This is a genomic window from Pseudomonas sp. Marseille-Q1929 (genome assembly GCF_017316265.1).
Classification (GTDB): domain Bacteria; phylum Pseudomonadota; class Gammaproteobacteria; order Pseudomonadales; family Pseudomonadaceae; genus Aquipseudomonas.
On the sequence record NZ_JAFLWU010000031.1, the window covers coordinates 33,271 to 58,596 of the forward strand.

Annotated in this window: 24 protein-coding genes and 1 riboswitch; of the genes, 11 read left to right on the plus strand and 13 right to left on the minus strand. The window is 61.0% G+C overall.

Annotation, left to right across the window (positions count from 1 at the left end; all coding sequences use genetic code 11):
• The first annotated feature begins 2 nt into the window (after positions 1-2).
• Complete coding sequence (gene rnhA / locus J1G37_RS24845; RefSeq protein WP_017738572.1) at positions 3-455, plus strand: ribonuclease HI; 453 nt, start codon at positions 3-5, stop codon at positions 453-455.
• A gap of 3 nt (positions 456-458) precedes the next feature.
• Here rnhA and J1G37_RS24850 read toward each other — a convergent pair whose 3' ends face one another.
• On the minus strand, positions 459-767 hold the full coding sequence (locus J1G37_RS24850) for a DUF2388 domain-containing protein (RefSeq protein ID WP_207045998.1): 309 nt from the start codon (positions 765-767) through the stop codon (positions 459-461).
• A gap of 194 nt (positions 768-961) precedes the next feature.
• Here J1G37_RS24850 and dnaQ point away from each other — a divergent pair, with 194 nt between their 5' ends.
• The 3 genes from dnaQ to J1G37_RS24865 all read left to right on the plus strand — a co-directional run bounded on the left by dnaQ (position 962) and on the right by J1G37_RS24865 (position 4,689).
• Positions 962-1,708, plus strand: coding sequence for a DNA polymerase III subunit epsilon (dnaQ, locus tag J1G37_RS24855; protein ID WP_207046001.1), 747 nt, complete (start codon positions 962-964; stop codon positions 1,706-1,708).
• Positions 1,709-1,843: 135 nt separating this feature from the next.
• Positions 1,844-4,099, plus strand: a complete 2,256-nt coding sequence (locus tag J1G37_RS24860) for an Orn/Lys/Arg decarboxylase N-terminal domain-containing protein (protein ID WP_207046003.1) — start codon at positions 1,844-1,846, stop codon at positions 4,097-4,099.
• An 8-nt stretch (positions 4,100-4,107) separates the two neighbouring features.
• The gene (locus J1G37_RS24865; protein ID WP_242551722.1) at positions 4,108-4,689 is read left to right on the plus strand and encodes a GNAT family N-acetyltransferase; all 582 of its coding nucleotides are present in this window, start codon (positions 4,108-4,110) and stop codon (positions 4,687-4,689) included.
• On the opposite strand, the gene J1G37_RS24870 is transcribed toward J1G37_RS24865, so the two are convergent.
• A complete protein-coding gene (locus J1G37_RS24870) occupies positions 4,686-5,579 on the minus strand; it encodes a LysR substrate-binding domain-containing protein (protein ID WP_207046005.1) in 894 nt (297 codons plus the stop codon). The genes J1G37_RS24865 and J1G37_RS24870 overlap by 4 nt on opposite strands.
• 109 nt (positions 5,580-5,688) lie before the next feature.
• Here J1G37_RS24870 and J1G37_RS24875 point away from each other — a divergent pair, with 109 nt between their 5' ends.
• Complete coding sequence (locus tag J1G37_RS24875) at positions 5,689-6,033, plus strand: hypothetical protein (protein WP_207046006.1); 345 nt, start codon at positions 5,689-5,691, stop codon at positions 6,031-6,033.
• Positions 6,034-6,094: 61 nt separating this feature from the next.
• On the opposite strand, the gene J1G37_RS24880 is transcribed toward J1G37_RS24875, so the two are convergent.
• On the minus strand, positions 6,095-6,331 hold the full coding sequence (locus J1G37_RS24880; RefSeq protein ID WP_026137022.1) for a hypothetical protein: 237 nt from the start codon (positions 6,329-6,331) through the stop codon (positions 6,095-6,097).
• Between the two features lie 219 nt (positions 6,332-6,550).
• Here J1G37_RS24880 and J1G37_RS24885 point away from each other — a divergent pair, with 219 nt between their 5' ends.
• Positions 6,551-7,108, plus strand: coding sequence for an NAD(P)H-dependent oxidoreductase (locus J1G37_RS24885; RefSeq protein WP_207046008.1), 558 nt, complete (start codon positions 6,551-6,553; stop codon positions 7,106-7,108).
• 158 nt (positions 7,109-7,266) lie between these two features.
• Here the strand turns inward: J1G37_RS24885 and poxB are convergent, their stop codons facing one another.
• Positions 7,267-8,991 carry a ubiquinone-dependent pyruvate dehydrogenase gene (gene poxB / locus J1G37_RS24890; RefSeq protein ID WP_207046010.1) on the minus strand — a complete coding sequence of 575 codons (1,725 nt, stop codon included), beginning with the start codon at positions 8,989-8,991 and terminating at the stop codon, positions 7,267-7,269.
• A 77-nt stretch (positions 8,992-9,068) separates the two neighbouring features.
• A complete protein-coding gene (locus tag J1G37_RS24895) occupies positions 9,069-10,301 on the minus strand; it encodes an NADH:flavin oxidoreductase/NADH oxidase family protein (RefSeq protein ID WP_207046012.1) in 1,233 nt (410 codons plus the stop codon).
• Between the two features lie 72 nt (positions 10,302-10,373).
• Here J1G37_RS24895 and J1G37_RS24900 point away from each other — a divergent pair, with 72 nt between their 5' ends.
• Positions 10,374-10,778, plus strand: a complete 405-nt coding sequence (locus J1G37_RS24900; protein ID WP_207046014.1) for a MerR family transcriptional regulator — start codon at positions 10,374-10,376, stop codon at positions 10,776-10,778.
• A 41-nt stretch (positions 10,779-10,819) separates the two neighbouring features.
• On the opposite strand, the gene J1G37_RS24905 is transcribed toward J1G37_RS24900, so the two are convergent.
• Together J1G37_RS24905 and J1G37_RS24910 are read right to left on the minus strand one after the other, a co-directional pair.
• Positions 10,820-11,314, minus strand: a complete 495-nt coding sequence (locus J1G37_RS24905; RefSeq protein ID WP_124528771.1) for a DUF934 domain-containing protein — start codon at positions 11,312-11,314, stop codon at positions 10,820-10,822.
• Positions 11,298-12,956: a nitrite/sulfite reductase gene (locus J1G37_RS24910; RefSeq protein ID WP_017738585.1), complete on the minus strand. Its 1,659-nt coding sequence runs from the start codon at positions 12,954-12,956 to the stop codon at positions 11,298-11,300. The genes J1G37_RS24905 and J1G37_RS24910 overlap by 17 nt, the downstream gene beginning before the upstream one ends.
• Before the next feature lie 423 nt (positions 12,957-13,379).
• Here J1G37_RS24910 and J1G37_RS24915 point away from each other — a divergent pair, with 423 nt between their 5' ends.
• Positions 13,380-14,447: an ABC transporter substrate-binding protein gene (locus J1G37_RS24915; protein WP_207046015.1), complete on the plus strand. Its 1,068-nt coding sequence runs from the start codon at positions 13,380-13,382 to the stop codon at positions 14,445-14,447.
• Here J1G37_RS24915 and J1G37_RS24920 read toward each other — a convergent pair.
• Together J1G37_RS24920 and metH are read right to left on the minus strand one after the other, a co-directional pair.
• Entirely contained in the window at positions 14,444-14,662 is a 219-nt protein-coding gene (locus tag J1G37_RS24920) for a DUF2970 domain-containing protein (protein ID WP_207046017.1), read from the minus strand. The genes J1G37_RS24915 and J1G37_RS24920 overlap by 4 nt on opposite strands.
• 52 nt (positions 14,663-14,714) lie before the next feature.
• Complete coding sequence (metH, locus tag J1G37_RS24925) at positions 14,715-18,425, minus strand: methionine synthase (RefSeq protein ID WP_207046019.1); 3,711 nt, start codon at positions 18,423-18,425, stop codon at positions 14,715-14,717.
• 167 nt (positions 18,426-18,592) lie between these two features.
• On the opposite strand from metH, the gene J1G37_RS24930 reads away from it, so the two are divergent.
• The 3 genes from J1G37_RS24930 (at position 18,593) to nfuA (ending at position 22,640) form a co-directional block, all read left to right on the plus strand.
• Positions 18,593-20,884 (plus strand): fatty acid cis/trans isomerase, encoded by a 2,292-nt coding sequence (locus J1G37_RS24930; protein WP_207046021.1) that lies wholly within the window; start codon positions 18,593-18,595, stop codon positions 20,882-20,884.
• An 86-nt stretch (positions 20,885-20,970) separates the two neighbouring features.
• Complete coding sequence (locus tag J1G37_RS24935) at positions 20,971-21,996, plus strand: acyltransferase (protein WP_207046031.1); 1,026 nt, start codon at positions 20,971-20,973, stop codon at positions 21,994-21,996.
• 59 nt (positions 21,997-22,055) lie between these two features.
• Entirely contained in the window at positions 22,056-22,640 is a 585-nt protein-coding gene (gene nfuA, locus J1G37_RS24940; RefSeq protein ID WP_003190728.1) for a Fe-S biogenesis protein NfuA, read from the plus strand.
• A gap of 220 nt (positions 22,641-22,860) precedes the next feature.
• Here nfuA and cobM read toward each other — a convergent pair whose 3' ends face one another.
• The 4 genes from cobM to J1G37_RS24960 all read right to left on the minus strand — a co-directional run bounded on the left by cobM (position 22,861) and on the right by J1G37_RS24960 (position 24,968).
• A complete protein-coding gene (gene cobM / locus J1G37_RS24945) occupies positions 22,861-23,607 on the minus strand; it encodes a precorrin-4 C(11)-methyltransferase (RefSeq protein WP_207046023.1) in 747 nt (248 codons plus the stop codon).
• 70 nt (positions 23,608-23,677) lie between these two features.
• Positions 23,678-24,070 (minus strand): cobalamin biosynthesis protein, encoded by a 393-nt coding sequence (locus J1G37_RS24950; RefSeq protein ID WP_207046025.1) that lies wholly within the window; start codon positions 24,068-24,070, stop codon positions 23,678-23,680.
• Positions 24,067-24,768 carry a CbtA family protein gene (locus tag J1G37_RS24955; protein WP_207046027.1) on the minus strand — a complete coding sequence of 234 codons (702 nt, stop codon included), beginning with the start codon at positions 24,766-24,768 and terminating at the stop codon, positions 24,067-24,069. Before J1G37_RS24955 ends, J1G37_RS24950 begins: the two co-directional genes overlap by 4 nt.
• A gap of 11 nt (positions 24,769-24,779) precedes the next feature.
• On the minus strand, positions 24,780-24,968 hold the full coding sequence (locus tag J1G37_RS24960) for a CbtB-domain containing protein (protein WP_012723860.1): 189 nt from the start codon (positions 24,966-24,968) through the stop codon (positions 24,780-24,782).
• Positions 24,969-25,064: 96 nt separating this feature from the next.
• Positions 25,065-25,265: riboswitch (cobalamin riboswitch) on the minus strand.
• Positions 25,266-25,326 lie beyond the last annotated feature (61 nt).

The window sequence follows — 25,326 nt, forward strand, 5'->3', positions numbered from 1 at the left end:
CGATGACCGATACCGTAGAACTCTTCACCGATGGCGCCTGCAAAGGCAACCCGGGCCCTGGCGGCTGGGGCGCGTTGCTGGTGTGCAAGGGCGTGGAGAAGGAACTGTGGGGCGGCGAGGCCAACACCACCAACAACCGCATGGAGCTGATGGGCGCCATTCGCGGCCTGGAAGAACTCAAGCGCCGCTGCAATGTGTTGCTGGTAACCGACTCGCAGTATGTGATGAAGGGCATCAACGAGTGGATGGTCAACTGGAAGAAGCGTGGCTGGAAGACGGCTGCCAAGGAACCGGTCAAAAATGCCGACCTGTGGCAACTGCTCGACGAGCAGTGCAATCGCCATGACATCACTTGGAAATGGGTGCGCGGCCATATCGGCCATCCTGGCAACGAACGCGCCGACCAGTTGGCCAACCGGGGTGTGGACGAAGTGCGCGGTTACAAGCAGAGCTGACGCCTACAGCGCGGCGATGGCCTGGGCCAGTTGCCTATCGCTGTAGGTTTGCCCGGGCAAGCGTTCGCGCACATGCACCAGCGCCGCCTCCAGGCGCACCCCACGGATCTCCCCGTCGCTGGCGACGAAGGCTTCGGCGTCATCCCTCGCCGCCTGCACAATCTTGTCATCCTTGAATGAAGAGCTGGTGCCCTTGGTGGCGCTCATGGACAGGCTGACCATAAAGTCGGTGGTCATCACAAAGCTGGTGGCGTGCGCCGTGCAGGCGCTGCCCATCAGCAGCAGGGCGCACAGGGCTTTTGAAAGGTTCATGGGGGTAGGCAATCTCTGGTTGGCTGGGGCGTGCAGGCTAACAAGGGTGCCCTGGGCAAACTGCGGCGGCTTTGCGAAAGAGTGTAAGAAACTGTCGAAAAGCCAAGGCCTTGGGCCAGCCTTGGGCTGCGTGGGGCATGACGTGCTAATATCCCGGCCTTTGAAATACACCACCCGTTGAGAGCTGAACCCTGATGGCCATCCGATCCGTTGTACTCGATACCGAAACCACCGGCATGCCGGTGACCGATGGCCACCGGATCATTGAAATCGGCTGCGTCGAACTGATGGGGCGCCGCCTCACCGGTCGTCATTTTCACGTCTACCTGCAACCTGATCGCGACAGTGACGAAGGCGCGATTGGCGTCCACGGCATCACCGACGAGTTCCTCAAAGGCAAGCCGCGCTTTGCCGAAGTGGCCGATGAGTTCTTCGAATTCATCAATGGCGCCCAGCTGATCATCCATAACGCGGCGTTCGACGTCGGCTTCATCAATAACGAATTTGCCCTGATGGGGTCGACGGATCGCGCGGACATTTCCAAGCACTGCTCGATCCTCGATACCCTGATGATGGCCCGTGAGCGCCACCCCGGTCAGCGCAACAGCCTCGATGCGTTGTGCAAACGGTATGGCGTCGACAACTCCGGCCGTGAACTCCACGGCGCCTTGCTCGACTCCGAGATCCTTGCTGACGTCTACCTGACCATGACCGGCGGGCAGACCAGCCTGTCCCTGGCCGGTAACGCCTCGGACGGCAGTGGCTCGGCGGAAGGCTCGGGCAACCGCCCTTCGGAAATCCGTCGCCTGTCGGCGGATCGCAAGCCCATCACCATCATCCGTGCCAGTGAGCAGGATTTGGTCGAGCATGCGCAGCGGTTGGAGGCGATTGCCAAGTCCGCGGGTGCGCCGGCGTTGTGGACTCAACTGACCGAGCAGTAAGTGCAGGCTGAATGCCATCCACCATGTGGGAGCTGTCTCCCACCGTTGAACAGCAGTGCTTTCGAAATCTTCATTCGCTACATCCGCTCCCAGCTTCTACCCTTGAGTGCATAGCCCTCAGGACTACAAGCACTCATGTACAAAGACCTGAAGTTCCCAGTGCTTATCGTGCATCGCGACATCAAGGCCGACACCGTCGCCGGTGACCGGGTTCGCGGCATCGCCCGAGAGTTGGAACAAGAAGGCTTCAGTATCTTTTCCGCAGTGGACTACGCCGAAGGCCGGCTGGTGGCGTCCACCCATCATGGCCTGGCGTGCATGCTGATCGCCGCCGAAGGCGCCGGCGAGAATACCCACCTGCTGCAAAACATGGTCGAGCTGATCCGCCTTGCACGGCTGCGGGCGCCCAGCCTGCCGATCTTCGCCCTGGGCGAGCAAGTCACCCTGGAGAACGCGCCGGCCGATGCCATGAGCGAGCTCAACCAGCTGCGCGGCATTCTCTATCTGTTCGAAGACACCGTACCGTTTCTCGCCCGGCAAGTGGCCCGCGCTGCCCGCGCTTACCTGGACGGCCTGCTGCCGCCATTCTTCAAGGCACTGGTACAACATACCGCCGACTCCAACTACTCCTGGCACACCCCCGGCCATGGCGGTGGCGTGGCTTATCGCAAAAGCCCGGTGGGGCAGGCGTTTCATCAGTTCTTCGGGGAAAATACCTTGCGTTCGGACTTGTCGGTGTCCGTGCCGGAGCTGGGTTCACTGCTGGATCACACCGGCCCGCTGGCCGAAGCGGAAGCGCGCGCCGCGCGCAACTTCGGCGCCGACCACACGTTCTTCGTCATCAACGGTACGTCCACCGCGAACAAGATCGTCTGGCACTCCATGGTCGGTCGCGACGACCTGGTGCTGGTGGACCGCAACTGCCACAAGTCGGTGCTGCATTCGATCATCATGACCGGCGCGATCCCGCTGTACCTGTGCCCGGAGCGCAACGAGCTGGGGATCATCGGCCCGATTCCCCTGGGCGAGTTCAGCCCCGAGTCGATCCGCGCCAAGATCGACGCCAGCCCGCTGACCCGTGGTCGGCCGCCGAAGGTGAAGATGGCGGTGGTGACCAATTCCACCTACGACGGGCTGTGCTACAACGCCGAACTGATCAAGCAGCAATTGGGCAACAGTGTCGAGGTGCTGCACTTTGATGAGGCCTGGTACGCCTACGCGGCGTTTCACGAGTTCTTCGCCGGGCGCTACGGCATGGGCACCTCGCGCACGCCGGACAGCCCGCTGGTGTTCACCACGCATTCCACGCACAAGCTGCTCGCGGCTTTCAGCCAGGCGTCGATGATCCATGTGCAGGACGGTGGCGCGCGCCAACTGGACCGCGACCGTTTCAACGAAGCATTCATGATGCATATCTCCACCTCGCCGCAGTACAGCATCATCGCTTCGCTCGACGTGGCTTCGGCCATGATGGAAGGCCCGGCCGGGCGCTCGCTGTTGCAGGAAATGTTCGATGAGGCCCTGAGTTTCCGCCGTGCCCTGGCGAATCTGCGCCAGCATATCGCTGCCGAAGACTGGTGGTTTTCGATCTGGCAGCCGCCCTCCGTCGCGGGCATCGACCGCGTGGCGACGGCGGACTGGTTGTTGCACCCCGAGGATGATTGGCACGGCTTTGGTGACGTTGCCGAGGATTATGTCTTGCTCGACCCGATCAAGGTCACGCTGGTGATGCCCGGCCTGAATGCGGGTGGAGCGCTTAGCGATTGCGGGATTCCGGCGGCGGTGGTCAGCAAATTCCTCTGGGAGCGTGGGCTGGTGGTGGAGAAAACCGGGCTGTATTCCTTCCTCGTGTTGTTTTCCATGGGCATCACCAAAGGCAAGTGGAGTACCTTGCTCACCGAGTTGCTGGAATTCAAGCGCAGCTACGACGCCAATGTCAGCCTCGCCAGTTGCTTGCCCTCGGTCTATGCCCAAGGCACCGTGCGCTATCAGGGCCTGGGGTTGCGCGACCTGTGCAACCAATTGCACAGCTGCTACCGCAGCAACGCCACCGCCAAACACCTCAAGCGCATGTACACCGTGTTGCCGGAAATTGCGATGAAACCGGCGGACGCCTACGACCAATTGGTGAGGGGCGAAGTGGAGGCGGTTTCCATTGATGCCTTGCCAGGACGCATCGCAGCGGTAATGCTGGTGCCTTATCCGCCGGGCATTCCGCTGATCATGCCAGGGGAGCGGTTTACCGAATCGACGCGATCGATCATCGACTACCTGGCATTTGCCCGTACGTTCGATAGCAGTTTCCCCGGGTTTGTCGCGGATGTTCACGGGTTGCAACACGAAGACGACGGCAGTGGTCGTTGTTACACCGTCGATTGCATCAAGGGTTAAGGATGTTTATGCAAGCTGTAATGAACCCGAAGTATCCAGGGCTCAGTGTGCGGGTCGCCGACGAGGGCTTCGATGCCTACGTGTGGGGCAATGACTTCAGCTTTGAGGTCAGCGCCTATGGCGTGCCGGAGATGGGCGTGCGGGTCGATCAATGGACTGTGGAGCGCATCCTGCCGTACCGCAAGTGTTATGGCATCGACCCGGAAGAGTTTGCCAGTTTCCGTGATGCGCCCGACAGCGCGATCTTCATGGCCTACCTCGACGATCAAGCGGTGGGCCACATCGTGGTCAGCACCAACTGGAATGGTTTTGCCCATGTCGATGAGCTGGCGGTGGCCTTGCCCGCACGGCGTCATGGGGTGGCGAAGGCGCTGCTGGATGTGGCGCAATTCTGGAGTCGCAAGAAAAACCTGCCGGGCATGATGCTCGAAACCCAGAACAACAACCTCGGCGCCTGCCGTCTGTACGAGCGTTGCGGCTACGTGATGGGCGGCATAGACCACCTGCGCTATCGCGGCATCGACCCGCAGACCCGTGAGGTGGCGATCTTCTGGTATCGGCTGTTCAAGAGCGAAGGCGCCAAGCCTTAACCCGCCAACAGGTCCTGCGCCTTCTGCGTGACAATCTCCAGCAAGGCATTCAGTGCGGGGGTAGCCGCGGCGTCCTTGAGGGTCAGTGCATACAGGTTGACCAGGATAGGCGGAGACAGCGGGCACGCATCCAGCCCGGCATCCCGCGCGCCAAAGGCCGTGAACGGATCAACAATCGCCAGGCCTTCTCCGGCTTCCACCATGCTGCGCATCATCTGGTAGGTCTGCACGCGGGTCTGCACCACCGGCAGCGGGCGCAAGGCTTGCAGCTTGGCGTCGAGCAGGCGGCTTAGCGGGTCGTGGCCCTCCAGGCCGATCAAAGCCTGCCCGGCCAGGTCGGCCAGCGCAATGTACTTCTGCTTGGGCTTGAGCCAGCCGTGGGGCGCGAGCAATTGCAGCTTGCCTTGGGCCAGCACCGTACTGTGGATTTGTGGGTGCTCCGGGTCATGCAGGCTCAGGCCGACCTCGGCCTCATGCAACAGCAGGCTCCTGACGATCTCGCGGGTCGGCTGGCTGGACAGGTTGCAGGGTGTGTCCTGGAAACGTCGGCGCAGCATTGCAATGCTTTGTGGCAGCAGTTGATTGGCCAGCGGTGGAGTGCACAAGGCGCGCAGGGGCGGGGCGTGATGGTGTTTCAAGCGGCTGGCCAGGCGTTGTACCGGCTCCAGTGCTTCGTACACATGGGCGATGCTGGCTTGCAGCTCCAGGGTTTCGCGCGTGGCCTGCAAGCGTCCGCGCACGCTGGCGAACAGCATGAAGCCCAGTTGCTGCTCGGCATCCTTGAGCGCGGCGTCCACATCGCCCACGGGGAGTTGCAACCATTCGGCGGCCGTGCCGAGGTGTCCGGTCTGCAAGATGGCCTGAATCACTTCGATATGACGTAAACGCATCGGCGGAGTCTATGTGCAGCGCGCCGGGGATTCAATAGAATGGCTGCGCTGATCAACAACGACCAAAGCCGGCTCCCGGCACTTACAACAAAAACAGGTCTGGTCCCATATGCCTCTACCTTCGATATTCTTCGGGGTAACGGTCAAGCAACTCCTGGTCCTGGTGACCGTGGGGTGCGTGGCTGCTTATCTCTTCGACCTTCATGACGACACCGCGCCGGACAATCTGGCCCTTGAAGCATTTGTCCGCTCGCAGGAGCAGGTGACCGAGCAGGTGGGCGCTGTGCTGGAGATTGCGCTGGTCAGGCAGGTGGTCGCGCACCCCAGCAGTAACGCAGCGGGCTACAAGCGTTCGTTGTATGCCGTAGAGGGCGAGCGGGGGAAGGTGTTGGTTGCGCTGAAGGAAGTCGAGGGTGAGCAGGGGATAGAGGTCACGCAGATCCGCCGCCCGTGATCACCCCGGCCCAGTCAACGCCATGCATGGCCAGGACTGAGCGGGTAGACAGGGCGCGGTCTTATGAAGCGAGGGTCGTTTCCGATTCGCGCACAATGATGATGCCCGACTGAATCAATTTGAATTCATCGCCTTCCAGCTTTTCTACACGGTCGCCAATGGCCAGCTTGTAGGTGGTGGTAGGCGCCGAGCCAGCCACATCGCCTTGCGCCGGGTTGGATTCCTGGAACTCATGCACCGAATACACACGTCCCTCTGCGTCTCTGGCATGAAACTGTCCGACTAGTACTGCTGCCATCTGTTTAGAACCTCTGGAGATAATCACTCGATTTGCGGTTCTGTAGACCGTCATGGAGCGGTGTAGTTTACCTGCGTGAAAAAAATACTATTCGCTGTCGTTTTTAGAATATTCCTACAAGGCAAAGCACTTGGGGGGGATTCTCAAAACCTTCTGGTGAACGTGCTGCGAAGACTCTATAACTACACACTCCTTTAGTCAGACGTCGGGAAAACCTCCATGAGCAAGGTCTACACGATTGCCGTCCTGGTTGGCAGCTTGAGAAAAGAGTCGATCAACCGCAAGGTCGCCCTGGCCTTGGCCGCACTGGCCCCTGCCAACCTCAGGTTGAACATCGTCGAAATTGGCGATTTGCCGCTCTACAACGAAGACATTGACGGCGCGACACCGCCGGCAGCCTACAGTACTTTCCGCCAACAGGTGAGTTCATCCGACGCGGTGTTGTTCGTCACCCCGGAATACAACCGCTCCGTGCCGGCACCGTTGAAGAATGCGATTGATGTGGGCTCGCGCCCCTATGGCAAAAGTGCCTGGAGCGGCAAGCCGGGAGCGATCATCAGCGTATCGCCGGGCGCCATCGGTGGCTTTGGTGCCAACCATCATCTGCGCCAGTCCCTGGTGTTCCTTGATGTGCCGTGCATGCAGCAGCCGGAAGCCTACCTGGGCGGTGCGGGGAGTGTGTTTGACGAGGCAGGCAAGCTATCGGAAAAGACCCGGCCGTTCTTGCAGGCGTTTATCGATGCCTATGGCCAGTGGGTAGAAAAACAGACCTCCTGACCTGGTAATGAGATCAAAAAGTGTGGGAGCGGGCTTGCCCGCGATGGCGGTACATCAGTGAATACATCTTTGACTGACAGTCCGCAATCGCGGGCAAGCCCGCTCCCACATTTGGATGAGTGGTGGGCTTGGCATCCAAGCCTTCTCACTTATTGGGTTTAGCGAAGCCAGTTGGTGCGTGCCAGCTCAATGACCTCGTCGCCACGCCCACTCATTACCGCCTTGAGCATGTACAGGCTGAAGCCTTTCGCTTGCTCCAGCTTGATCGTCGGCGGCATCACCAATTCCTGAGTTGCCGTCACCACATCCACCAACACTGGCCCATCATGGGCCAGTGCGCGACGCAGTGCCGGCTCCAGGTCTTCGGACTGCTCCACGCGAATCCCCAGGATGCCCATGGCGTTGGACATGGCGGCAAAGTCCGGGTTTTTCAGCTCGGTGCCGGCGTCCAGATAACCTGCGGCTTTCATCTCCATGGCCACGAACCCCAGTGACGAGTTATCGAAGACGATGACTTTCACCGGCAATTTCAACTGCGCCAACGAGATGAAATCCCCCATCAGCATGGCAAAGCCACCGTCGCCAGACATCGAGATCACCTGCCGCCCGGGAAATGCCGCCTGCGCCCCGATGGCCTGGGGCATGGCGTTGGCCATGGAACCGTGGTTGAACGAGCCGATCAGCCGACGCTTGCCATTCATCTTCAGGTAGCGCGCCGCCCATACGGTGGGCGAGCCCACATCAGCGGTGAAGATCGCGTCGTCGTCCGCCAGCTCACTGAGTAGTCGCGCCACGTATTGTGGGTGGATCGGCCGGTTGGCTTTTGAGGGCTGCGCAAGGTCATCCAAACCCTGGCGGGCTTTCTCATAATGCTTGAGCGAGGTGTCAAGAAAGCTGCGATCGGTTTTGCGCGTCAGGCGCGGCAGCAGGGCGGCGATGGTTTCACTCACGTCGGCGGCAATGCCCAGGTCCAGCGTGGCGCGACGCCCCAATGCTTGCGGGTTGCGGTCGATCTGGATGATCTGTGCGTCGGTGGGGTAGAACTGGCGGTAGGGAAAGTCAGTGCCGAGCATGATCAACGTGTCGCAATCGAGCATGGCGTGGTACCCGGAGCTGAAGCCGATCAGGCCGGTCATGCCCACATCGAACGGATTGTCCCATTCCACGTGTTCCTTGCCGCGCAAGGCGTGCACCACGGGCGCGCCCAAGGCGTCGGCAAGGGCAACGACCTGGTCATGGGCACCGGCGCAACCGCTGCCACAGAGCAGGGTGACTTTTTGGCTGTATTCAAGGAGGTCGGTGAGGCGTTGCAGGTCCTGTTCCGCCGGCAAGGTGCGCGGGGTGTGCAGGGCAGGCCAGGGCTTGAGTGTGCTCTCCACTTCCAGCAACGATACATCCCCTGGAATCACCACCACCGCCACGCCGCGATTGAGGATCGCTGCGCGCATGGCACGGTGCAGCACCTGGGGCATTTGCCCGGGGTTGCTCACCAGTTCGACGAAGTGGCTGCACTCCTTGAACAGTTCCTGGGGATGGGTTTCCTGAAAGTAATTGAGGCCGATCTCCGTGGACGGAATCTGCGCCGCAATCGCCAGCACCGGCACATGGTTGCGATGGCAGTCGAACAGGCCGTTGATCAAATGCAGGTTGCCTGGCCCGCAACTGCCGGCGCAGACCGTCAGTTCACCGGTGGCAGCGGCTTCGGCACCGGCGGCGAATGCGGCGACTTCCTCGTGGCGCACGTGCATCCACTCGATGCTGTCCATGGTGCGCAAGGCGTCGGTGAGGCCGTTGAGGCTGTCGCCGGTCAGGCCCCAGATGCGCTTGATGCCCGCCTGTTCAAGGGTGGTCGCCAACTGTTGGGCCAGGTTGATTTTCGCCATGAAGAACTCCAATCGTCAGTGAGGTTAAAAACTGCTGATCAATAGGGGACAGTTCGATCATGGCGAATGCTCCGCCCTTATTGTGAAGATTGCGTCATGGCGGCGCGGTACTGGCGGGTACGCCGGGCGATAAACCACTGGTCGCGCACCAGCGCCATGCACGGTGCGACCTTGGCCTTGGGCTGGTGGCCGCGGCTGAGGCGATGCATCTGGTAGCGCACCACCGCGAGAATGGCGAGAGACGCCAGGGGTTTACGCTTCCAGTCAATCGGCTTGAGTTGCGGGTTGGGATCGCGCCCTTCGCGCCAATGCTTGATCAATTGCGGTTCCAAGGTGAGCGCGGTAGCAATCCCGGCCATGGCGATGCCGCTGTCGAGCACCTGCTGCACGATCGGCAGGCGGCGGATGCCACCGGTGACCATCACCGGCATCTGGGCGATGCCGGCCAGCTCCGTGGCCATGTCCAGGAAATACGCTTCGCGGGCCAGGGTGCGGCCGTCCCGTGCTTCGCCCTGCATGGCTGGCGCTTCATAGCTGCCGCCGGACAATTCCAGCAGGTCGATGGCCAGCGGGTTGAGCATCTCGACCACAGCGCGGGCATCGGCTTCTGCAAAACCGCCACGCTGGAAGTCTGCCGAGTTGAGTTTGACCGCCACGCAAAATGACGGGCTGACGCTGGCGCGTACGGCGTGGATCACTTCCAGCAGCAGGCGCGCACGGTTTTCCAGCGGGCCACCCCAGCGGTCGGTGCGTTGGTTGCTCAGTGGCGAGAGGAACTGGCTCAACAAGTAGCCGTGGGCGCCGTGGATTTGCACACCGGTAAAGCCGGCTTTCTCGGCCAGGCGGGCGCTGGTGGCGAAGCGCTGGATCACCTCCTGGATATCGTCCTCGGTCATGGCCTTGGGCTTGGCGAACATCTTGGAGAAACCGCCCAGGTCGAGGGCCACGGCGGAAGGCGCCACGGCTTGCTGGCGCAGGTTGGCCGGGGTCTGGCGCCCTGGGTGGCTGAGTTGCACCCAGAAGTGCACGCCCTTGTCCCGTGCCACATCTGCCCATTCGCGGAAACGGTCCAGCTGTTGCTCGTCCTCCAGCGCAACACCACCGGGGCCGGTCATGGCGCGACGGTCGATCATCACGTTGCCGGTGATCAGTAAGCCTGGCTCACCCTCGGCCCACGCCGTGTAGAGTTGCTTCAATTCACGGGACGGTGCCTGATTACCATCGGCCATGTTTTCCTCCATCGCCGCCTTGGCGATGCGGTTGGAGATAACTTGGCCATTGGGCAGTTGCAAGGCTTCAAAGGGTGACATGGGTTGACTCCTGAGCGGGGGAGGCCTCAGGCTAAGCTTAAAGTTAACTTTAATGTCAAGCAGGCGATGGCGATGAATATTGGCGAACTGGCAAAACAGAGCGGATTGGCCGCGTCACGCATCCGTTTTTATGAAGCCGAGGGCCTGATCAGCCAGGTGGGGCGTCAGTCCAATGGCTATCGGCGCTACTCGGCGGAGGCGTTGCAGACGTTGCAGCTGATCCAGAGCGCGCAACAGGCCGGCTTTACCTTGCAGGAACTCAAGGCGTTGATGCCGGCACCGGGTGAACACAAGCGCGAGGAGTTGATCGAGGCACTGGAACGCAAGGTGGTGCAGATCGAGGAGATGCAGGCGCAATTGGCCCACAGCAAAGCGCAGTTGTTGGGCGTGATCGAGGCGGTGCGGGCGCAGCCGGAAGGTGTGCCTTGTTCCATGGGGCAGAAGCAGGTGCTGGCGTCGATCAAACTCAATGGATAAAAAAAGCCCTGGCATGCCAGGGCTTTTTCATCCGCTAAAACTCAGCGGCGGCGGAACAGTGGCAGCGGCTCATCCGTTGCGGCCTGGTACGTCACCGAGAAGTCCTTGAGGCTTTCCAGTGCTTCGTACGGGTCTTTGTCGGCGCGCAAGGCGAAGGCATCGAACCCGCAGCGGCGCAGGTAGAACAGTTGGTCGCGCAGGATATCGCCAATGGCGCGCAATTCGCCTTTGTAACCATAACGGTCACGCAGCAGGCGCGCGTTGGAGTAGTTGCGGCCATCGGTGAAGGCCGGAAAATTCAGCGCGATGACTTGGAAATGTTCCACGTCGGCGCCGATCTCTTCGGCTTCTTCGTCGGCGTCCAGCCACACACCCAGGCCGCCATCGCGGGCCTTGAGGGCGTGACCGTGCTCGCGCCACAGTGCCAGCGGCACGATCAGGTCGTCGCAGTTGGAAATGCCATCGAAGCTCGCGTCCTTGGGCAGCAGGTGCCAGGTTTCGTCGAGGACTTCGTTGTTCTTAATGATTCGCTGCATAGACGCGCTCCTTGAACAGGTCGATGCCAATGCGCTGGTAGGTGTCGATGAAACGCTCATCTTCGGTGCGCTGTTCGATGTACACGTCGATCAGTTTGCCGATCACCTCGGGCATGGCTTCCTGGGCGAACGATGGGCCCAGGATCTTGCCCAGGCTCGCATCACGGCTGGCGCTGCCACCCAGGGACACTTGGTAGAATTCTTCGCCTTTCTTGTCCACGCCCAGGATGCCGATGTGGCCGACGTGGTGGTGACCACAGGCGTTCATGCAACCGGAAATGTTCAGGTCCAGCTCGCCGATGTCGAACAGGTAATCCAGGTCGTCGAAACGGCGCTGGATCGATTCGGCAATCGGGATCGACTTGGCGTTGGCCAGGGAGCAGAAGTCGCCACCCGGGCAGCAGATGATGTCGGTCAGCAAGCCGATGTTCGGCGTGGCGAAACCGCCTTCGCGCAGTTCGCCCCACAGGGTGAACAGTTGGCTCTGCTCAACGTCCGCAAGAATGATGTTCTGCTCGTGGGAGGTGCGCAGTTGGCCATAGCTGTAGCGGTCGGCCAGGTCGGCGACGGCGTCCAGCTGCTTGTCGGTGATGTCGCCCGGGGCAACACCGGTCGGTTTCAGCGACAGGGTCACCGCAACGTAGCCTGGCTTCTTGTGCGCCAGGGTGTTGCGACCACGCCAGCGGGCGAAACCTGGATGTTCCAGATCGAGGGCCGCAAGCTCGGCGTCCTGATTGCTCAGGGCCTTGTATTCAGGGTCGACGAAGTGCTTGGCCACACGATGCACTTCGGCTTCGGTCAGGGTGGTCTGGCCGCCGCGCAGGTGCTCCATCTCGGCGTCGACCTTCTGGGCGAACACCTCAGGGGTCAGTGCCTTGACCAGGATCTTGATCCGCGCCTTGTACTTGTTGTCACGACGGCCGTAGCGGTTGTAGACCCGCAGGATGGCGTCGAGGTAGCTCAACAGGTCCTGCCACGGCAGGAACTCGTTGATGAACGCGCCGACCACCGGTGTACGGCCCAGGCCGCCACCCACCAGGACACGGAAACCCAACTCGCCCGCAGCGTTGTACACCGGCTCCAGGCCGATATCGTGTACTTCGATGGCGGCGCGGTCCGAGGTCGAGCCATTGATGGCGATCTTGAACTTGCGCGGCAAGTAGGCGAATTCCGGGTGGAAAGTGGTCCATTGGCGGACGATTTCACACCAGGGGCGCGGGTCGATCAGTTCGTCAGCGGCAACGCCGGCGAATTGGTCGGTGGTCACGTTGCGCAGGCAGTTACCGCTGGTCTGAATGGCGTGCATCTGCACGGTCGCCAGTTCAGCCAGGATATCCGGCACGTCTTCCAGCGCGGGCCAGTTGAACTGTACGTTCTGGCGAGTGCTGATGTGCGCGTAGCCTTTGTCGAAGTCGCGGGCAATCTTGCCCATCATGCGCATCTGACGCGAAGTCAGTTGGCCATACGGCACGGCTACCCGCAGCATCGGCGCAAAGCGCTGAACATAAAGGCCATTTTGCAGGCGCAGAGGGCGGAACTCTTCTTCGCTCAGTTCACCTGCTAGGTAGCGTCGGGTCTGATCACGGAACTGCTTGACGCGGTCCTCGATGATGCGCTGATCGTATTCGTCGTATACGTACATATAGGTCCTGTTCTCGGCAAATCTGCGCGCACGGCCGCGCACTCCCAACGGAGCCGGCGCACGATACCAGTTTGCGTTTATGCGCAAAAGTGATGTTTGAGTATATGCAAATAACCAAATCGACTAATGAGAACGGTTATCGCAATATCCACATTTGTCATGCGGGCAATCTTGATCTTTACTGTGGTCGAGTCTTAGTGCAGTCACCTAATAAAACCGATAAGAGGCGATGCGATGAGCAATTCAACCAAAGCCCGTAAACCCGACAGTACCGTTGATGCCTGGGCCATTCTGTTTCTGATCATCCTTGTGGTGGGCACCGCCGTGTTCTGGGTGAGCCACCAATAAACGACGTTGATTGAGCCTCGATTGAGCCGCTAATTGCCACTATCATGGCGGTCATTGCTCAAGGCTTGAATGACGATGTTGAAGGTTCTGATTACGTGTGTGTGGTTGTTGGGGGCGGCGTACGGGGCGGTGGCTCATGCGACGTCTGTGGTGTTTCTCAACCCGGGCCTGTCAACGGAAACCTTCTGGGTCAGTTACACGCAATTCATGCAGGCCGCGGCCAAGGACCTCGGCCTGGATTTGCGTGTGCGTTATTCCGAGCGTGATCCCCAGAACTACTTGGCCCAGGCCAGGGAAGTGCTGCAAGGCACTGCGCGGCCCGATTACCTGGTGCTGGTGAACGAGCAGTACGTGGCGCCGCAGATTCTGCGGATGGCCCAGGGCAGTGGGGTCAGGTTGTTGATTGTGAACAGCCTGCCAACTCCCGACCAAGTGCAGATGCTCAATGGGCGCAACGCCGCGCAATGGATCGGCAGCCTGGTGCCCAACGACGAAGACGCGGGTTACCTGATGCTCACTGACCTGTTGCGCCAGCACGGTCCGGTTGCCCCCGGCCAGTTCCTCGACCTGTTGGCGTTTTCCGGCGTCAAGAACACCCCGTCTGCCCAGTTGCGCGAACAAGGCTTGCGCCGTGCGTTGGCGCAGTACCCGCACGTGCGTCTGCGCCAACTGGTCTACGGTGAGTGGGCGCGCGAGCGCGCCTTGGAGCAAGCGACGCAATTGTTCAAGCGCTACCCGCAGACGGCGCTGGTGTGGTCGGCCAACGACCAAATGGCCCTGGGCGCCATGCAGGCGCTGCAAGGCAGTGGGCGAACACCGGGCAAGGACGTGCTGTTCAGCGCGATCAACAGTTCACCCGAGATATTACAGGCGCGCCTCGACGGGCGGTTGAGCACGTTGGTGGCCGGGCATTTCACTTTGGGTGGCTGGGCGATGGTGTTGATCAGCGATGATGCTGCGGGTGTGGATTTGGCCGCGCACGGCGGGCGTGACCGCCAGGCTGCGCTGTTCCAGCTGATTGATGGCGCGCAGGCGCAGCGGTTGTTGGGGCCGTTGCCGGCGGTGAATTTCCGCGCACTGTCGGCCAAGGGCAAGCCGGCGTCCTACCGGTACCCGTTCAGCCTGCAACTGCTGCTGCGCTAAATCCCCGCGAGGTGCAGCACCAGCTTGACGATGCCGAACAGCGTCAGGGCAAACACCGCCGTGAACAGAACGCCCAGGATCACAAAGTGGCTGGGCTTGCCGTGGGTAAAGTCGCGGGCGCGGTTCTTGCCACTCTGCACGCCAAACGCGGCGGCCATGACGCTGTGGAGCATCTGCCAGAAGGTTGGGGGCTTGTTGTTGACTGGATCGTCCATACATCCCTCGACACAAGGTGTGTGAGGGACAGCATAGACAATCCACCAGGGCTTAGTTGTCGTAACCCAGGTTCGGTGCCAACCAACGCTCCGTCACAGCCAGGTCCTGGCCTTTACGCGCGGTGTAGCTGGCCACCTGGTCCTTGTCGATCTTGCCCACGGCAAAATATTGCGCCTGCGGGTGCGCGAAGTACCAGCCGCTGACCGCCGCCGCCGGGAACATCGCGTAGTGCTCGGTGAGGAATACGCCGCTGCGGCCGGCTTCCATCTCCCGTGCCTCGGGGTCGAGCAGTTGGAACAAGGTGCCTTTCTCGGTGTGATCCGGGCAGGCCGGGTAGCCGGGGGCAGGGCGGATGCCGCTGTATTGCTCCTTGATCAGCGCTTCGTTGTCCAGCTGCTCGTCCTTGGCATAACCCCAATAGTCTTTACGCACTTGCTGGTGCAGCCACTCGGCGCAGGCTTCGGCCAGGCGGTCGGCGAGGGCCTTGACCATGATCGAGTTGTAGTCGTCGCCCGCGTCCTGATACGCCTTGGCCACTTCCTCGGCGCCGATGCCAGCGGTGGTGATAAAACCGCCCACGTAGTCGGTCACGCCGCTGTCTTTTGGCGCAACGAAGTCGGCCAGGGAGAAGTTCGGCTTACCGTCGGTCTTGATGATCTGCTGGCGCAGGTGATGCAAGGTCGTCAGCGGCTGGCCATCATCACCATAGACTTCCAGGTCATCGTCCTTGACCTGGTTGGCCGGCCAGAAGCCAAACACCGCACGCGCGCTGATGAGCTTTTCGTCGATCAGCTTGGCGAGCATTTCCTGGGCATCGGCGTACAACGCGGTCGCCGCTTCGCCTACCACTTCATCGGTAAGGATGCGTGGGAACTTGCCGGCCAGGTCCCAGGAAATAAAGAACGGTGTCCAGTCGATGTACTCGGCCAGCACCTTGAGGTCGATGTTGTCCAGCACCTTGGCGCCGGTAAAGGTCGGCGTCACCGGGGTGTAGGTACTCCAGTCGAACTGCGGCTTCTTGGCGATGGCTGCCGGGTAGCTCAGGCGCTCGGTACGGGCGCTGCGGTTGGAGGTGCGCTCACGTACGTCGATGTAGTCCAGGCGGGTTTTCTCGACAAAACCGGCCTTCAATTCCTTGGACAGCAACTGCGTGGCCACGCCTACCGCGCGGGAGGCGTCGGTCACGTAGATCACGGCATCGTTGCTGTACTTGGGTTCGATCTTCACCGCCGTGTGCGCCTTGGAAGTGGTGGCGCCACCAATCATCAAGGGCAGGTGGAAGTCCTGGCGCTGCATCTCGCGGGCCACGTGCACCATCTCGTCCAAAGACGGGGTGATCAGGCCGGACAGCCCGATGATGTCGCACTTCTGCTCCCTGGCCACTTGCAGGATTTTCTCGGCGGGCACCATCACACCCAGGTCGACAATGTCGTAGCCGTTGCAACCCAGCACCACGCCGACAATGTTCTTGCCGATGTCATGCACGTCACCCTTCACCGTGGCCATCAGGATCTTGCCCTTGGCTTCTGGCTTGTCGCCTTTTTCCAGCTCGATGAAGGGGATCAAGTGGGCCACGGCCTGCTTCATCACGCGGGCAGATTTCACCACCTGCGGCAGGAACATTTTGCCCGCGCCAAACAGGTCGCCGACGATGTTCATGCCAGACATCAGCGGGCCTTCGATCACTTCGATCGGCCGCGCGAACGACTGCCGCGATTCTTCGGTGTCTTCAACGATATGGGTGGTGATGCCCTTGACCAGCGCATGTTCCAGGCGCTTGTTCACCGGCCAGCCGCGCCATTCTTCGGTTTCGGCTTCTTTTACGCTGCCGTCGCCCTTGTACTTGTCGGCGATGGCGAGGAGGGCGTCGGTGCCGTCCGGCGTGCGGTTGAGCACCACGTCTTCCACGGCGTCACGCAGCTCGGCCGGGATCTGGTCGTAGATCTCCAGTTGGCCGGCGTTGACGATGCCCATGGTCAGGCCATTGCGGATCGCATACAGCAGGAACACTGAGTGGATCGCCTCGCGCACCGGGTTGTTGCCCCGGAACGAGAACGACACGTTGGACACGCCACCGGAGGTCAACGCATACGGCAGTTCGTCGCGGATATAGGCACAAGCGTTGATGAAATCGACGGCGTAGTTGTTGTGTTCCTCGATACCGGTGGCGACCGCGAAGATGTTCGGGTCGAAAATGATGTCTTCCGGCGGGAAGCCCACTTCATTCACCAGAATGTCGTAGGAGCGTTTGCAGATCTCTTTCTTGCGCGCTTCGGTGTCGGCCTGGCCGGCTTCGTCGAAGGCCATCACCACTACCGCTGCGCCGTAGCGCTTGCACAGCTTGGCGTGGTGAATGAATTGCTCGACGCCTTCTTTCATGCTGATGGAGTTGACGATGCCCTTGCCCTGGATGCACTTCAGGCCGGCCTCGATCACTTCCCACTTGGAGGAGTCGATCATGATCGGGACGCGGGAGATGTCCGGCTCGCCGGCGATCAGATTGAGGAAGGTCACCATGGCCTTCTTCGAATCGAGCATGCCCTCGTCCATGTTGATGTCGATCACCTGGGCGCCGGCTTCCACCTGCTGCAGGGCGACTTCAAGGGCTTCGGTGTAGTTGTCTTCGCGGATCAGCCGGGCGAAACGCGCGGAACCGGTAATGTTGGTGCGCTCGCCGACGTTGACGAACAACGAGCTGCGATCAATGGTGAACGGCTCCAGGCCCGACAGGCGGCAAGCCTTGGGAATATCCGGGATCGCGCGCGGCGCATAACCGGCTACGGCTTTGGCGATGGCCTCGATGTGCCCCGGCGTGGTGCCGCAGCAGCCGCCGACGATATTGAGGAAGCCGCTCTGGGCGAATTCTTCGATGACCTTGGCGGTTTCCGACGGCAGTTCGTCGTACTCGCCGAATTCGTTGGGCAGGCCGGCGTTCGGGTGCGCCGACACATGAGTGTTGGCTTTGTTCGACAACTCTTCCAGGTACGGACGCAGCTCGCTGGCGCCCAGGGCGCAGTTCAGGCCCACCGAGATCGGCTTGGCGTGGGCCACGGAGTTCCAGAACGCTTCGGTGGTCTGGCCCGACAGGGTGCGGCCGGAGGCGTCGGTGATGGTGCCGGAGATCATGATCGGCAGTTCGATCGCCAGTTCTTCGAACACGCCTTGCACGGCGAAGATCGCGGCCTTGGCGTTGAGGGTGTCGAAGATGGTTTCGATCAGGATCAGGTCGGCGCCGCCTTCGATCAGGCCTTTGGTGGCCTCGGTGTAGTTTTCCACCAGTTCATCGAAGGTCACGTTGCGGTAGCCGGGGTTGTTCACGTCGGGCGACAGCGAACAGGTGCGGCTGGTCGGGCCGAGGACGCCGGCGACGAAGCGCGGCTTGCCTGGGTTTTCGGCGGCCTTGGCGTCGGCGATCTTGCGTGCCAGGCGTGCGCCTTCTACGTTGAGTTCGTAGGCCAGTTCTTCCATGCCGTAGTCGGCCATGGAGATGCGCGTGGCGTTGAAGGTGTTGGTTTCGAGGATGTCGGCGCCGGCATCCAGGTAGGCTTTTTCGATGCCACCGATCACGTCGGGACGGGTGAGCACCAACAGGTCGTTGTTACCCTTGACGTCGCTTGGCCAGTCGGCGAAGCGTTTGCCACGGTAGTCTTCTTCTTCCAGTTTGTAGCTCTGGATCATCGTGCCCATACCACCGTCGAGGATCAGGATACGTTCCTTGAGGGCTTGATGAAGGGCTTGCAGACGAACGCTACGATCGGACATGGGACTACTCTAGGTCAGGCATTACGGAGGGCGTGAATCATAGCAAACCTGTGCCGACTTGGAGCATGTGCAGGTTTTGCATGAATATCGTTCATGTTGCTTGGGGGTGTGGCCCGGTAGAATCATCGGCAAATTTTCAGCGCACGCATTGAATCGGGACCGGGTACATGTCATTTCGTCTTATCCTCAGCGCCGTCCTGGCCTTGATCGCCAGCACCGCCCAGGCCGCAAGTCCCGCCCCGGCGATTTCCTACACCCGCGATGTGCAGCCGATCTTCACCGAGAAGTGTGTGGCGTGCCACGCCTGCTACGACTCCGCCTGCCAGCTCAACCTGGGCAGTGCCGAGGGCGCGGCCCGTGGCGCGAGTAAAATGCCGGTGTACGACGGTGAGCGCAGCCAGGCCACACCGACCACCCGTTTGTTCTATGACGCATTTGGCAAGGCTGCCTGGCAGCAAAAAGGCTTCTATTCGGTGCTGGACGCCCAGGGCAGCCAGGCGGCGCTGATGGCGCGCATGCTGGAGCTGGGCCACAACGCGCCGTTGCAACCCAACGCCAAGTTGCCCGAAGACATCGTGCTGGGGCTCAATCGCGAAAACATGTGCGCCACGCCCGGCGAGTTCAACGCCTACGCCGGCGCCCATCCCAAGGAAGGCATGCCGTTGGCGGTCACCGGCCTGACCGACCAGCAATATCAAACGTTGCAACGCTGGCTCGCGTCCGGCGCGCCAATTGACGAACAAGGCCTGGCCCCAAGCGCCAAGGAAGCCCTGCAAGTGCAGCAGTGGGAAAACCTGCTCAACCAGCCTGGCGCCCGGGAAAGCCTGGTGGCGCGCTGGTTGTTCGAGCATCTGTTCCTGGCGCACATCTACTTTGAAAACGGCGAGCCGGGGCATTTCTTCCAATGGGTGCGTTCGCGTACGCCCAGTGGCCAGCCGATCGACCTGATCGCCACCCGTCGCCCGAACGATGATCCGGGCACCCGCGTGTATTACCGCCTGTGGCCGGTGCAGGGCGTGATCGTGCATAAAACCCACATCACGTACCCGTTCAGTGCCGAGAAAATGGCGCGAATCAAAGAACTGTTCTACGCCGGCAACTGGCAAGTCAACGCCTTGCCGGGTTATGGGCCGGGCCGTCGCGCCAACCCGTTCGAAACCTTTGAAGCGATCCCGGCCAAGGCGCGTTACCAGTTCATGCTGGATAACGCCGAATACTTCGTGCGCACCTTTATCCGCGGGCCGGTGTGCCGTGGCCAGATCGCCACGGATGTGATCCGTGACAACTTCTGGACCCTGTTCCAGGACCCCGACCACGACCTCTACATCACCGATGCGCGTTATCGCGGCCAGGCCACGCCCTTGCTGGCCATGCCGGGGCAGAACGATGATGTGGGCAGTGTGCTGAGCCTGTGGCTGGCCTACCGTGACAAACGCAACGAATACGAGGCCTTGCGCCGCGACAGCTATGCCGATGTACCGCCGCCGAGCTGGTCGAGCCTGTGGGCTGGCAATGATAATGCCTTGCTGAGTATCTTCCGCCACTTCGACAGCGCCTCGGTGAACAAGGGCTTGATCGGCGAAGTCCCGCAAACGATGTGGCTGTTCGACTACCCGCTGTTGGAGCGCACCTATTATCAGCTGGCGGTGAATTTCGACGTGTTCGGCAACGTCTCGCACCAGGCCCAGACGCGATTGTATTTCGACCTGATCCGCAACGGTGCCGAGCAGAACTTCCTGCGCCTGATGCCGGCGAATTCACGGGATGATTTCCTCGATGACTGGTACCAGAACAGCGGCAAACTCAAGCTGTGGCTGGACTACGAAGCCATTGACGACGACAAGCCCACCGGCCTGCACCTGGACGCCAAGGACCCGAAACGCGACTTCGCCAAGCAGTTGCTGGCTCGCTACGGCGACCTCAACGCCAGTCCGGACCCGATCAACCGCTGCACGGGCGCCTTCTGCTCGCGTGACGGCATCGACCCGGCCTTGCAAGATGCCGAGCAAGCGCTGAGCCGCCTGACGTCGCGCCCGGCGGCGGGCCTCAAGGTCATCGACCAACTGCCCGAAGCAACGATGCTGCGGGTCGAAACCGCCAGTGGCAAACGTGTGGTCTACAGCCTGCTGCGCAACCGCGCCCACAGTAACGTCGCCTTCCTGCTAGGTGAGGCCTATCGCTATCAGCCGGGCCTGGACACGGTGACCATCTACCCCGGCGTGCTGAGCAGCTACCCGAACTTCATGTTCAACATTCCGGCGCAGGAGGTGCCTGAGTTCGTCGCTGAAATGGAGCGGGCCAAGGATGCCAAGCGCTTTGAGAAAATCGTCGATCGCTGGGGCGTGCGCCGCAGTCATCCGTTGTTCTGGCAGTACTTCCACGACTTATCGCAGTACATCCGCGAAACCACGCCGGTGGAAGAGGGCGTGTTGGACATGAACCGCTATGAGAACCTATAACTGTGCCTGTGATCCGGTCATCTCTCTAAGCGGGCGCTGAAGCAGTCGGATATCTACCTCGCAGGATTGGAAAAGGTAAGCCGATGATGTTGATTTCAGTGCAGGCGCTTCGGGCCTTGGCGGCGTGGCTGGTGGTGGGGCATCACTTCATTCAGGTGTTTTTCAACTTTGAGGTGGATACGCCAGTGGCGTATCTGTTTGCCGACAAAGGCGGCATTGGCGTGGACGTATTCTTTGTTATCAGCGGCCTGGTGATTTTTCTCGCCACCGCCGACAAAGCGCTGACACCTTGGCGTTTCATGCTCATGCGCGTGGCACGGATCGCCCCGGCGTATTGGTTTTACACCTTGCTTCTGGCCGTTATGGTGGTGGCGATGCCTTCGCTGATTCCAGAGGTTCGGCTCGAGCCTGGTCATATGCTCCTGTCGATGCTGTTTATCCCGGCCGAAAATCCCGCGGGTTTCGGCGTCTATCCGCTGCTGGATGTGGGGTGGACCCTGAACTTCGAGATGTTGTTCTATCTGCTGTTCGCCGGTGCCTTGCTAGTGCGTAGGGCCTATCGATTGTGGTTGGTGGCAGCGCTGCTGTACCTCGTGTGTTACATCGTTGCTCCCGCCCTGGACTTTGCTGACGGGTTCTACAGCAATGACATGGTCTTTGAGTTTCTGATGGGTATTGGGATTGGCATGCTGTATCGCCGCGGCCTGTGTCGGGCCAAGACATGGGTGCCCTTGTTGGGCATCGCGGCTGCATTCGTGGCGATTTGGCATGGGGCGGATGTGCCGCGTGCCTTGGAGTGGGGTGTGCCGAGCGCGATACTGGTGATCAGTTGTGTGACGCTGGAGCCTTACTTTAAAGACTTGCGCTTTTTGAAGCGGCTTGGGGATTGTTCCTATTCGGTGTATTTGCTCCATGTGCTGGTGTTGTGCGCAGGGCGGTGGGTCGTCGAGCGTACGGGCATAGATCCCTATGCGATCTTGCCTGTTTGCCTCCTGGTGACGGCATTCGGCGCATTTTTGAGTTATGAGTGGTTGGAAAAGGCTACCTACCGCAGGCTCAAAGGGTGGTTTGGCATTGATGAGATCGCAGGCCTTTCCCGACAAAAATACTAGGACTTTGTACCTGCGTAATATTTTGGCGTAAACTGCCGGCAAGCCTGTGAGGAGTTTCCATGACTGCCATAACCATTACCGACGCCGCCCACGACTACCTGGCTGACCTGCTGTCCAAGCAGAACACCCCAGGTATCGGCATCCGCGTCTTTATCACCCAGCCTGGCACCCAGTACGCCGAGACGTGCATTGCCTACTGCAAGCCGGGGGAAGAAAAACCTGAAGACACCGCGCTGGGGCTGAAAAGCTTCACGGCCTACATCGACGCCTTCAGCGAAGCCTTCCTTGACGACGCCGTGGTGGACTACGCCACCGATCGCATGGGCGGCCAGTTGACCATCAAGGCACCCAACGCCAAGGTGCCAAACGTCAACGCCGACAGCCCGGTGAACGAGCGCATCAACTACTACCTGCAAACCGAGATCAACCCAGGCTTGGCCAGCCACGGCGGCCAGGTCAGCCTGATCGACGTTGTGGACGACGGCATCGCCGTACTCAAGTTCGGCGGCGGCTGCCAGGGTTGCGGCCAGGCGGACGTGACCCTGCGCGAAGGCATCGAGCGGACCCTGCTGGAACGTATTCCAGAGCTCAAGGGTGTTCGTGACGTGACCGACCACACGCAGAAAGAAAACGCCTACTACTGAGTAAGGCGTTCACTGCGAAGAAAAAAACGGCGCCCCGTGAGCGCCGTTTTTTATGCTTAAAATTCAATGTCTTGTGATAACTATCTAACAATGAAGATTAACTGTGGGAGCTGGCTTGCCTGCGATAGCGGTCTACCTGCCAGCCCATTCTCTGACTGACACACCGCCATCGCGGGCAAGCCCGGCTCCCACAGGGTTTTGCATTGATCACTGGATAGGCTCAGGGGCGGTAGAGGTGTGCATGGCCCGCCCGGTACAGCGACGATTCACTGAAGCTGTCACTGGCCAACACCCGGCCCACCACGATCAACGCCGTGCGCCGAAACCCTTTGGCCGCGACCTTCTCGGCAATATCACTCAAGGTGCCAACCGCCCAATCCTGATCCGGCCACGTCGCCCGATGCACCACCGCAATCGGGCAATCGGCGCCATAGTGCGGCAGCAGTTCGGCGACGATCTTCTCCAGATGGTTGACCCCCAGGTGAATCGCCATGGTCGTGCCGTGACGGGCCAGGCTGGCGAAATCCTCACCGGCTGGCATGCTGGTTTTGTCGGCGTAGCGGGTGAGGATCACGCTTTGGGCGATGTCCGGCAGGGTCAGCTCTGCTTCCAGCAGCGCCGCGCAGGCTGCAACAGCAGTTACGCCAGGGATGATCTGGAAGGGGATGCCCAATTCGCGCAAATGGCGGATCTGCTCGCCAATCGCCCCATACAGGCTCGGATCACCGGAATGCACACGCGCTACGTCCTGGCCGTTTGCATGGGCCGCCTTGATCAAATCGATGATCTGCTCCAGGTGCAACTCGGCACTGTTGACCAGGGTTTCTGCCTGATGGCCTTCCAGTACCGCCGCAGGCACCAGCGAGCCGGCATAGATGATCACCGGGCAACTGCGGATCAGCCGCTGGCCTTTGACGGTGATCAATTCCGGGTCGCCGGGGCCTGCGCCGATGAAGTAGACGGTCATGGGGAATTCCTGTTGAAAAGCGGGCGAGCATGAAGATTGCTCATGATCGAGAAGGCCGATTATCCGGTTTTTAGTCGGCGCAAGCCAAGGCAAAGGTGGCCTGGGCGGTTTTTTTGCGGGTGATCAGCAGGCGGGCAGGGCGGCCGGCGAGGTGTTCCGCCACGGCCAGCGCGGCGCTTTCGGCGATGCCGTAACAGCCGGTATGGGCGAAGGCGATGGCGGATTTATGGCTCAAGCTGTCGGCATACACCGCCAGTTGCGGCGCGGTGAAGCAGTGCAGCGGTAGCTTTAACACTGCGGCCAGGGCCAGCAATCCGGGTTCATCGCTTTTGCGATCGATACTCGCCAGCGCGGTGATGCGGTGACGCTCGATACCGCCCTCGGCGAGGGCGGAGTCAAGCAGGCCCAGCAGGGTGTGAACATCACAGCCCCGCTGGCAGCCCAGGCCGACCACCAGGGTCATGCCGAGTATTGGTCGCTGCGGTTGCGACGGAACAGCCAGGCGCTGATCAGGCCAAGCGCCAGCCAGAAGGCGACGTTGGTCAACTGCGAAGCGATCTTGAACTGCGCTTCCAGGGCTTCGGGGGCGAGCATCGAATGCACTTCCGGTTGTGGTGCGCCAATCATATGGGGCACCACCAGGATCGCTGCGCCCAGCGCTTTAAGCAGCCAGTTGCGACCGAATACGATCAGCGCGATACCGGCCGCGGTGGACGCTGCGGTACCGATCCACCAGGTCTGGCGCAGTGCGAGATCAGCGGCAGCCGTGCCTGGCAACTCAGGTGGCAGGCCCAGGGTCGGCGCGAGCACGAAGGTTGCGTAACCGGCCAACCCCCACAGCAGGCCTTGGGCGGTGCGGGTCGGTGCACGCAAGGTGTACAGGCCGGCCAGCATCAGCGCAAAACCGACGGCAACCACCAGGTTGCCACCGGTGGTGGACAGCACGCGCTGCCAGCCGTCTTCCGGCTCCCAGGCTTCGGCGTCGTGGGTGTGAGCGGCAGCGCCAGCGGCGTGCTCGTGTACAACCTCGGTGGCCGGGGCTTTTTCAAAGGTTTCCGCCTGCAAAATCAGCGGGGCGACCCAGAAGCTTTGCAGCAGGGTCAGTAGCAGGGCGGCCGCGAGGCCAGCGAAACCTGCGGTTTGCGCGATACGCTTGATCATGTCGGCAGGTCTCAGTGGCACGGGAACGCGGCGCTGTGGCGGGTATCGTGGGCAGCGTTGTGCACGGCCTCGATATGGGAGAAGCCGGCGAAATACACCAGGCACGCGCCGAGGATCGACGCCCCGATGGCGGCGGTCAGGCGTTGGCTCAAGGTAGAGGTGCTGCTGGCGGAGTGCGAGGTGCTGCTGATGATCGACATGGCGCGTCCCTTTCAGGTGTCAGGGTGAAGCGAGCGCATGAAAACCCCGCGAGCCAGGCACGCAGGGTTCTGAACAGCGCCCGCCCACCGCGGGTTTGTTATCTGATTTTTTCGGGCCGGTCTCCGGGCTTGCGAGGGGCTCAATGCCTGAAAACGTCGCCTTCCCATGCTGGGCACAGTGGATATGACGTTTCGCTCGCTTACCGTTGCGGGGGCAGCACCGGACTGGTCATATCGCTATGACGCACCGGTTTCCCGTTTCACCCTTTGCAGGGCACCCGAAACAAGATGTGTAGGAGAGCATGGGGGTGGGAGGGGAGTCAATTGGGATGTGGGTTTTGGTGGTTTTTGGTGGTGG

What these genes read in the sequence shown, in the direction of transcription:
- rnhA (WP_017738572.1), top strand. Translation starts at nt 3, where the DNA reads ATGACCGATACCGTAGAACTCTTCACCGATGGCGCCTGCAAAGGCAAC.
- J1G37_RS24850 (WP_207045998.1), bottom strand. Translation starts at nt 767, where the DNA reads ATGAACCTTTCAAAAGCCCTGTGCGCCCTGCTGCTGATGGGCAGCGCC.
- dnaQ (WP_207046001.1), top strand. Translation starts at nt 962, where the DNA reads ATGGCCATCCGATCCGTTGTACTCGATACCGAAACCACCGGCATGCCG.
- J1G37_RS24860 (WP_207046003.1), top strand. Translation starts at nt 1,844, where the DNA reads ATGTACAAAGACCTGAAGTTCCCAGTGCTTATCGTGCATCGCGACATC.
- J1G37_RS24865 (WP_242551722.1), top strand. Translation starts at nt 4,108, where the DNA reads ATGCAAGCTGTAATGAACCCGAAGTATCCAGGGCTCAGTGTGCGGGTC.
- J1G37_RS24870 (WP_207046005.1), bottom strand. Translation starts at nt 5,579, where the DNA reads ATGCGTTTACGTCATATCGAAGTGATTCAGGCCATCTTGCAGACCGGA.
- J1G37_RS24875 (WP_207046006.1), top strand. Translation starts at nt 5,689, where the DNA reads ATGCCTCTACCTTCGATATTCTTCGGGGTAACGGTCAAGCAACTCCTG.
- J1G37_RS24880 (WP_026137022.1), bottom strand. Translation starts at nt 6,331, where the DNA reads ATGGCAGCAGTACTAGTCGGACAGTTTCATGCCAGAGACGCAGAGGGA.
- J1G37_RS24885 (WP_207046008.1), top strand. Translation starts at nt 6,551, where the DNA reads ATGAGCAAGGTCTACACGATTGCCGTCCTGGTTGGCAGCTTGAGAAAA.
- poxB (WP_207046010.1), bottom strand. Translation starts at nt 8,991, where the DNA reads ATGGCGAAAATCAACCTGGCCCAACAGTTGGCGACCACCCTTGAACAG.
- J1G37_RS24895 (WP_207046012.1), bottom strand. Translation starts at nt 10,301, where the DNA reads ATGTCACCCTTTGAAGCCTTGCAACTGCCCAATGGCCAAGTTATCTCC.
- J1G37_RS24900 (WP_207046014.1), top strand. Translation starts at nt 10,374, where the DNA reads ATGAATATTGGCGAACTGGCAAAACAGAGCGGATTGGCCGCGTCACGC.
- J1G37_RS24905 (WP_124528771.1), bottom strand. Translation starts at nt 11,314, where the DNA reads ATGCAGCGAATCATTAAGAACAACGAAGTCCTCGACGAAACCTGGCAC.
- J1G37_RS24910 (WP_017738585.1), bottom strand. Translation starts at nt 12,956, where the DNA reads ATGTACGTATACGACGAATACGATCAGCGCATCATCGAGGACCGCGTC.
- J1G37_RS24915 (WP_207046015.1), top strand. Translation starts at nt 13,380, where the DNA reads ATGTTGAAGGTTCTGATTACGTGTGTGTGGTTGTTGGGGGCGGCGTAC.
- J1G37_RS24920 (WP_207046017.1), bottom strand. Translation starts at nt 14,662, where the DNA reads ATGGACGATCCAGTCAACAACAAGCCCCCAACCTTCTGGCAGATGCTC.
- metH (WP_207046019.1), bottom strand. Translation starts at nt 18,425, where the DNA reads ATGTCCGATCGTAGCGTTCGTCTGCAAGCCCTTCATCAAGCCCTCAAG.
- J1G37_RS24930 (WP_207046021.1), top strand. Translation starts at nt 18,593, where the DNA reads ATGTCATTTCGTCTTATCCTCAGCGCCGTCCTGGCCTTGATCGCCAGC.
- J1G37_RS24935 (WP_207046031.1), top strand. Translation starts at nt 20,971, where the DNA reads ATGTTGATTTCAGTGCAGGCGCTTCGGGCCTTGGCGGCGTGGCTGGTG.
- nfuA (WP_003190728.1), top strand. Translation starts at nt 22,056, where the DNA reads ATGACTGCCATAACCATTACCGACGCCGCCCACGACTACCTGGCTGAC.
- cobM (WP_207046023.1), bottom strand. Translation starts at nt 23,607, where the DNA reads ATGACCGTCTACTTCATCGGCGCAGGCCCCGGCGACCCGGAATTGATC.
- J1G37_RS24950 (WP_207046025.1), bottom strand. Translation starts at nt 24,070, where the DNA reads ATGACCCTGGTGGTCGGCCTGGGCTGCCAGCGGGGCTGTGATGTTCAC.
- J1G37_RS24955 (WP_207046027.1), bottom strand. Translation starts at nt 24,768, where the DNA reads ATGATCAAGCGTATCGCGCAAACCGCAGGTTTCGCTGGCCTCGCGGCC.
- J1G37_RS24960 (WP_012723860.1), bottom strand. Translation starts at nt 24,968, where the DNA reads ATGTCGATCATCAGCAGCACCTCGCACTCCGCCAGCAGCACCTCTACC.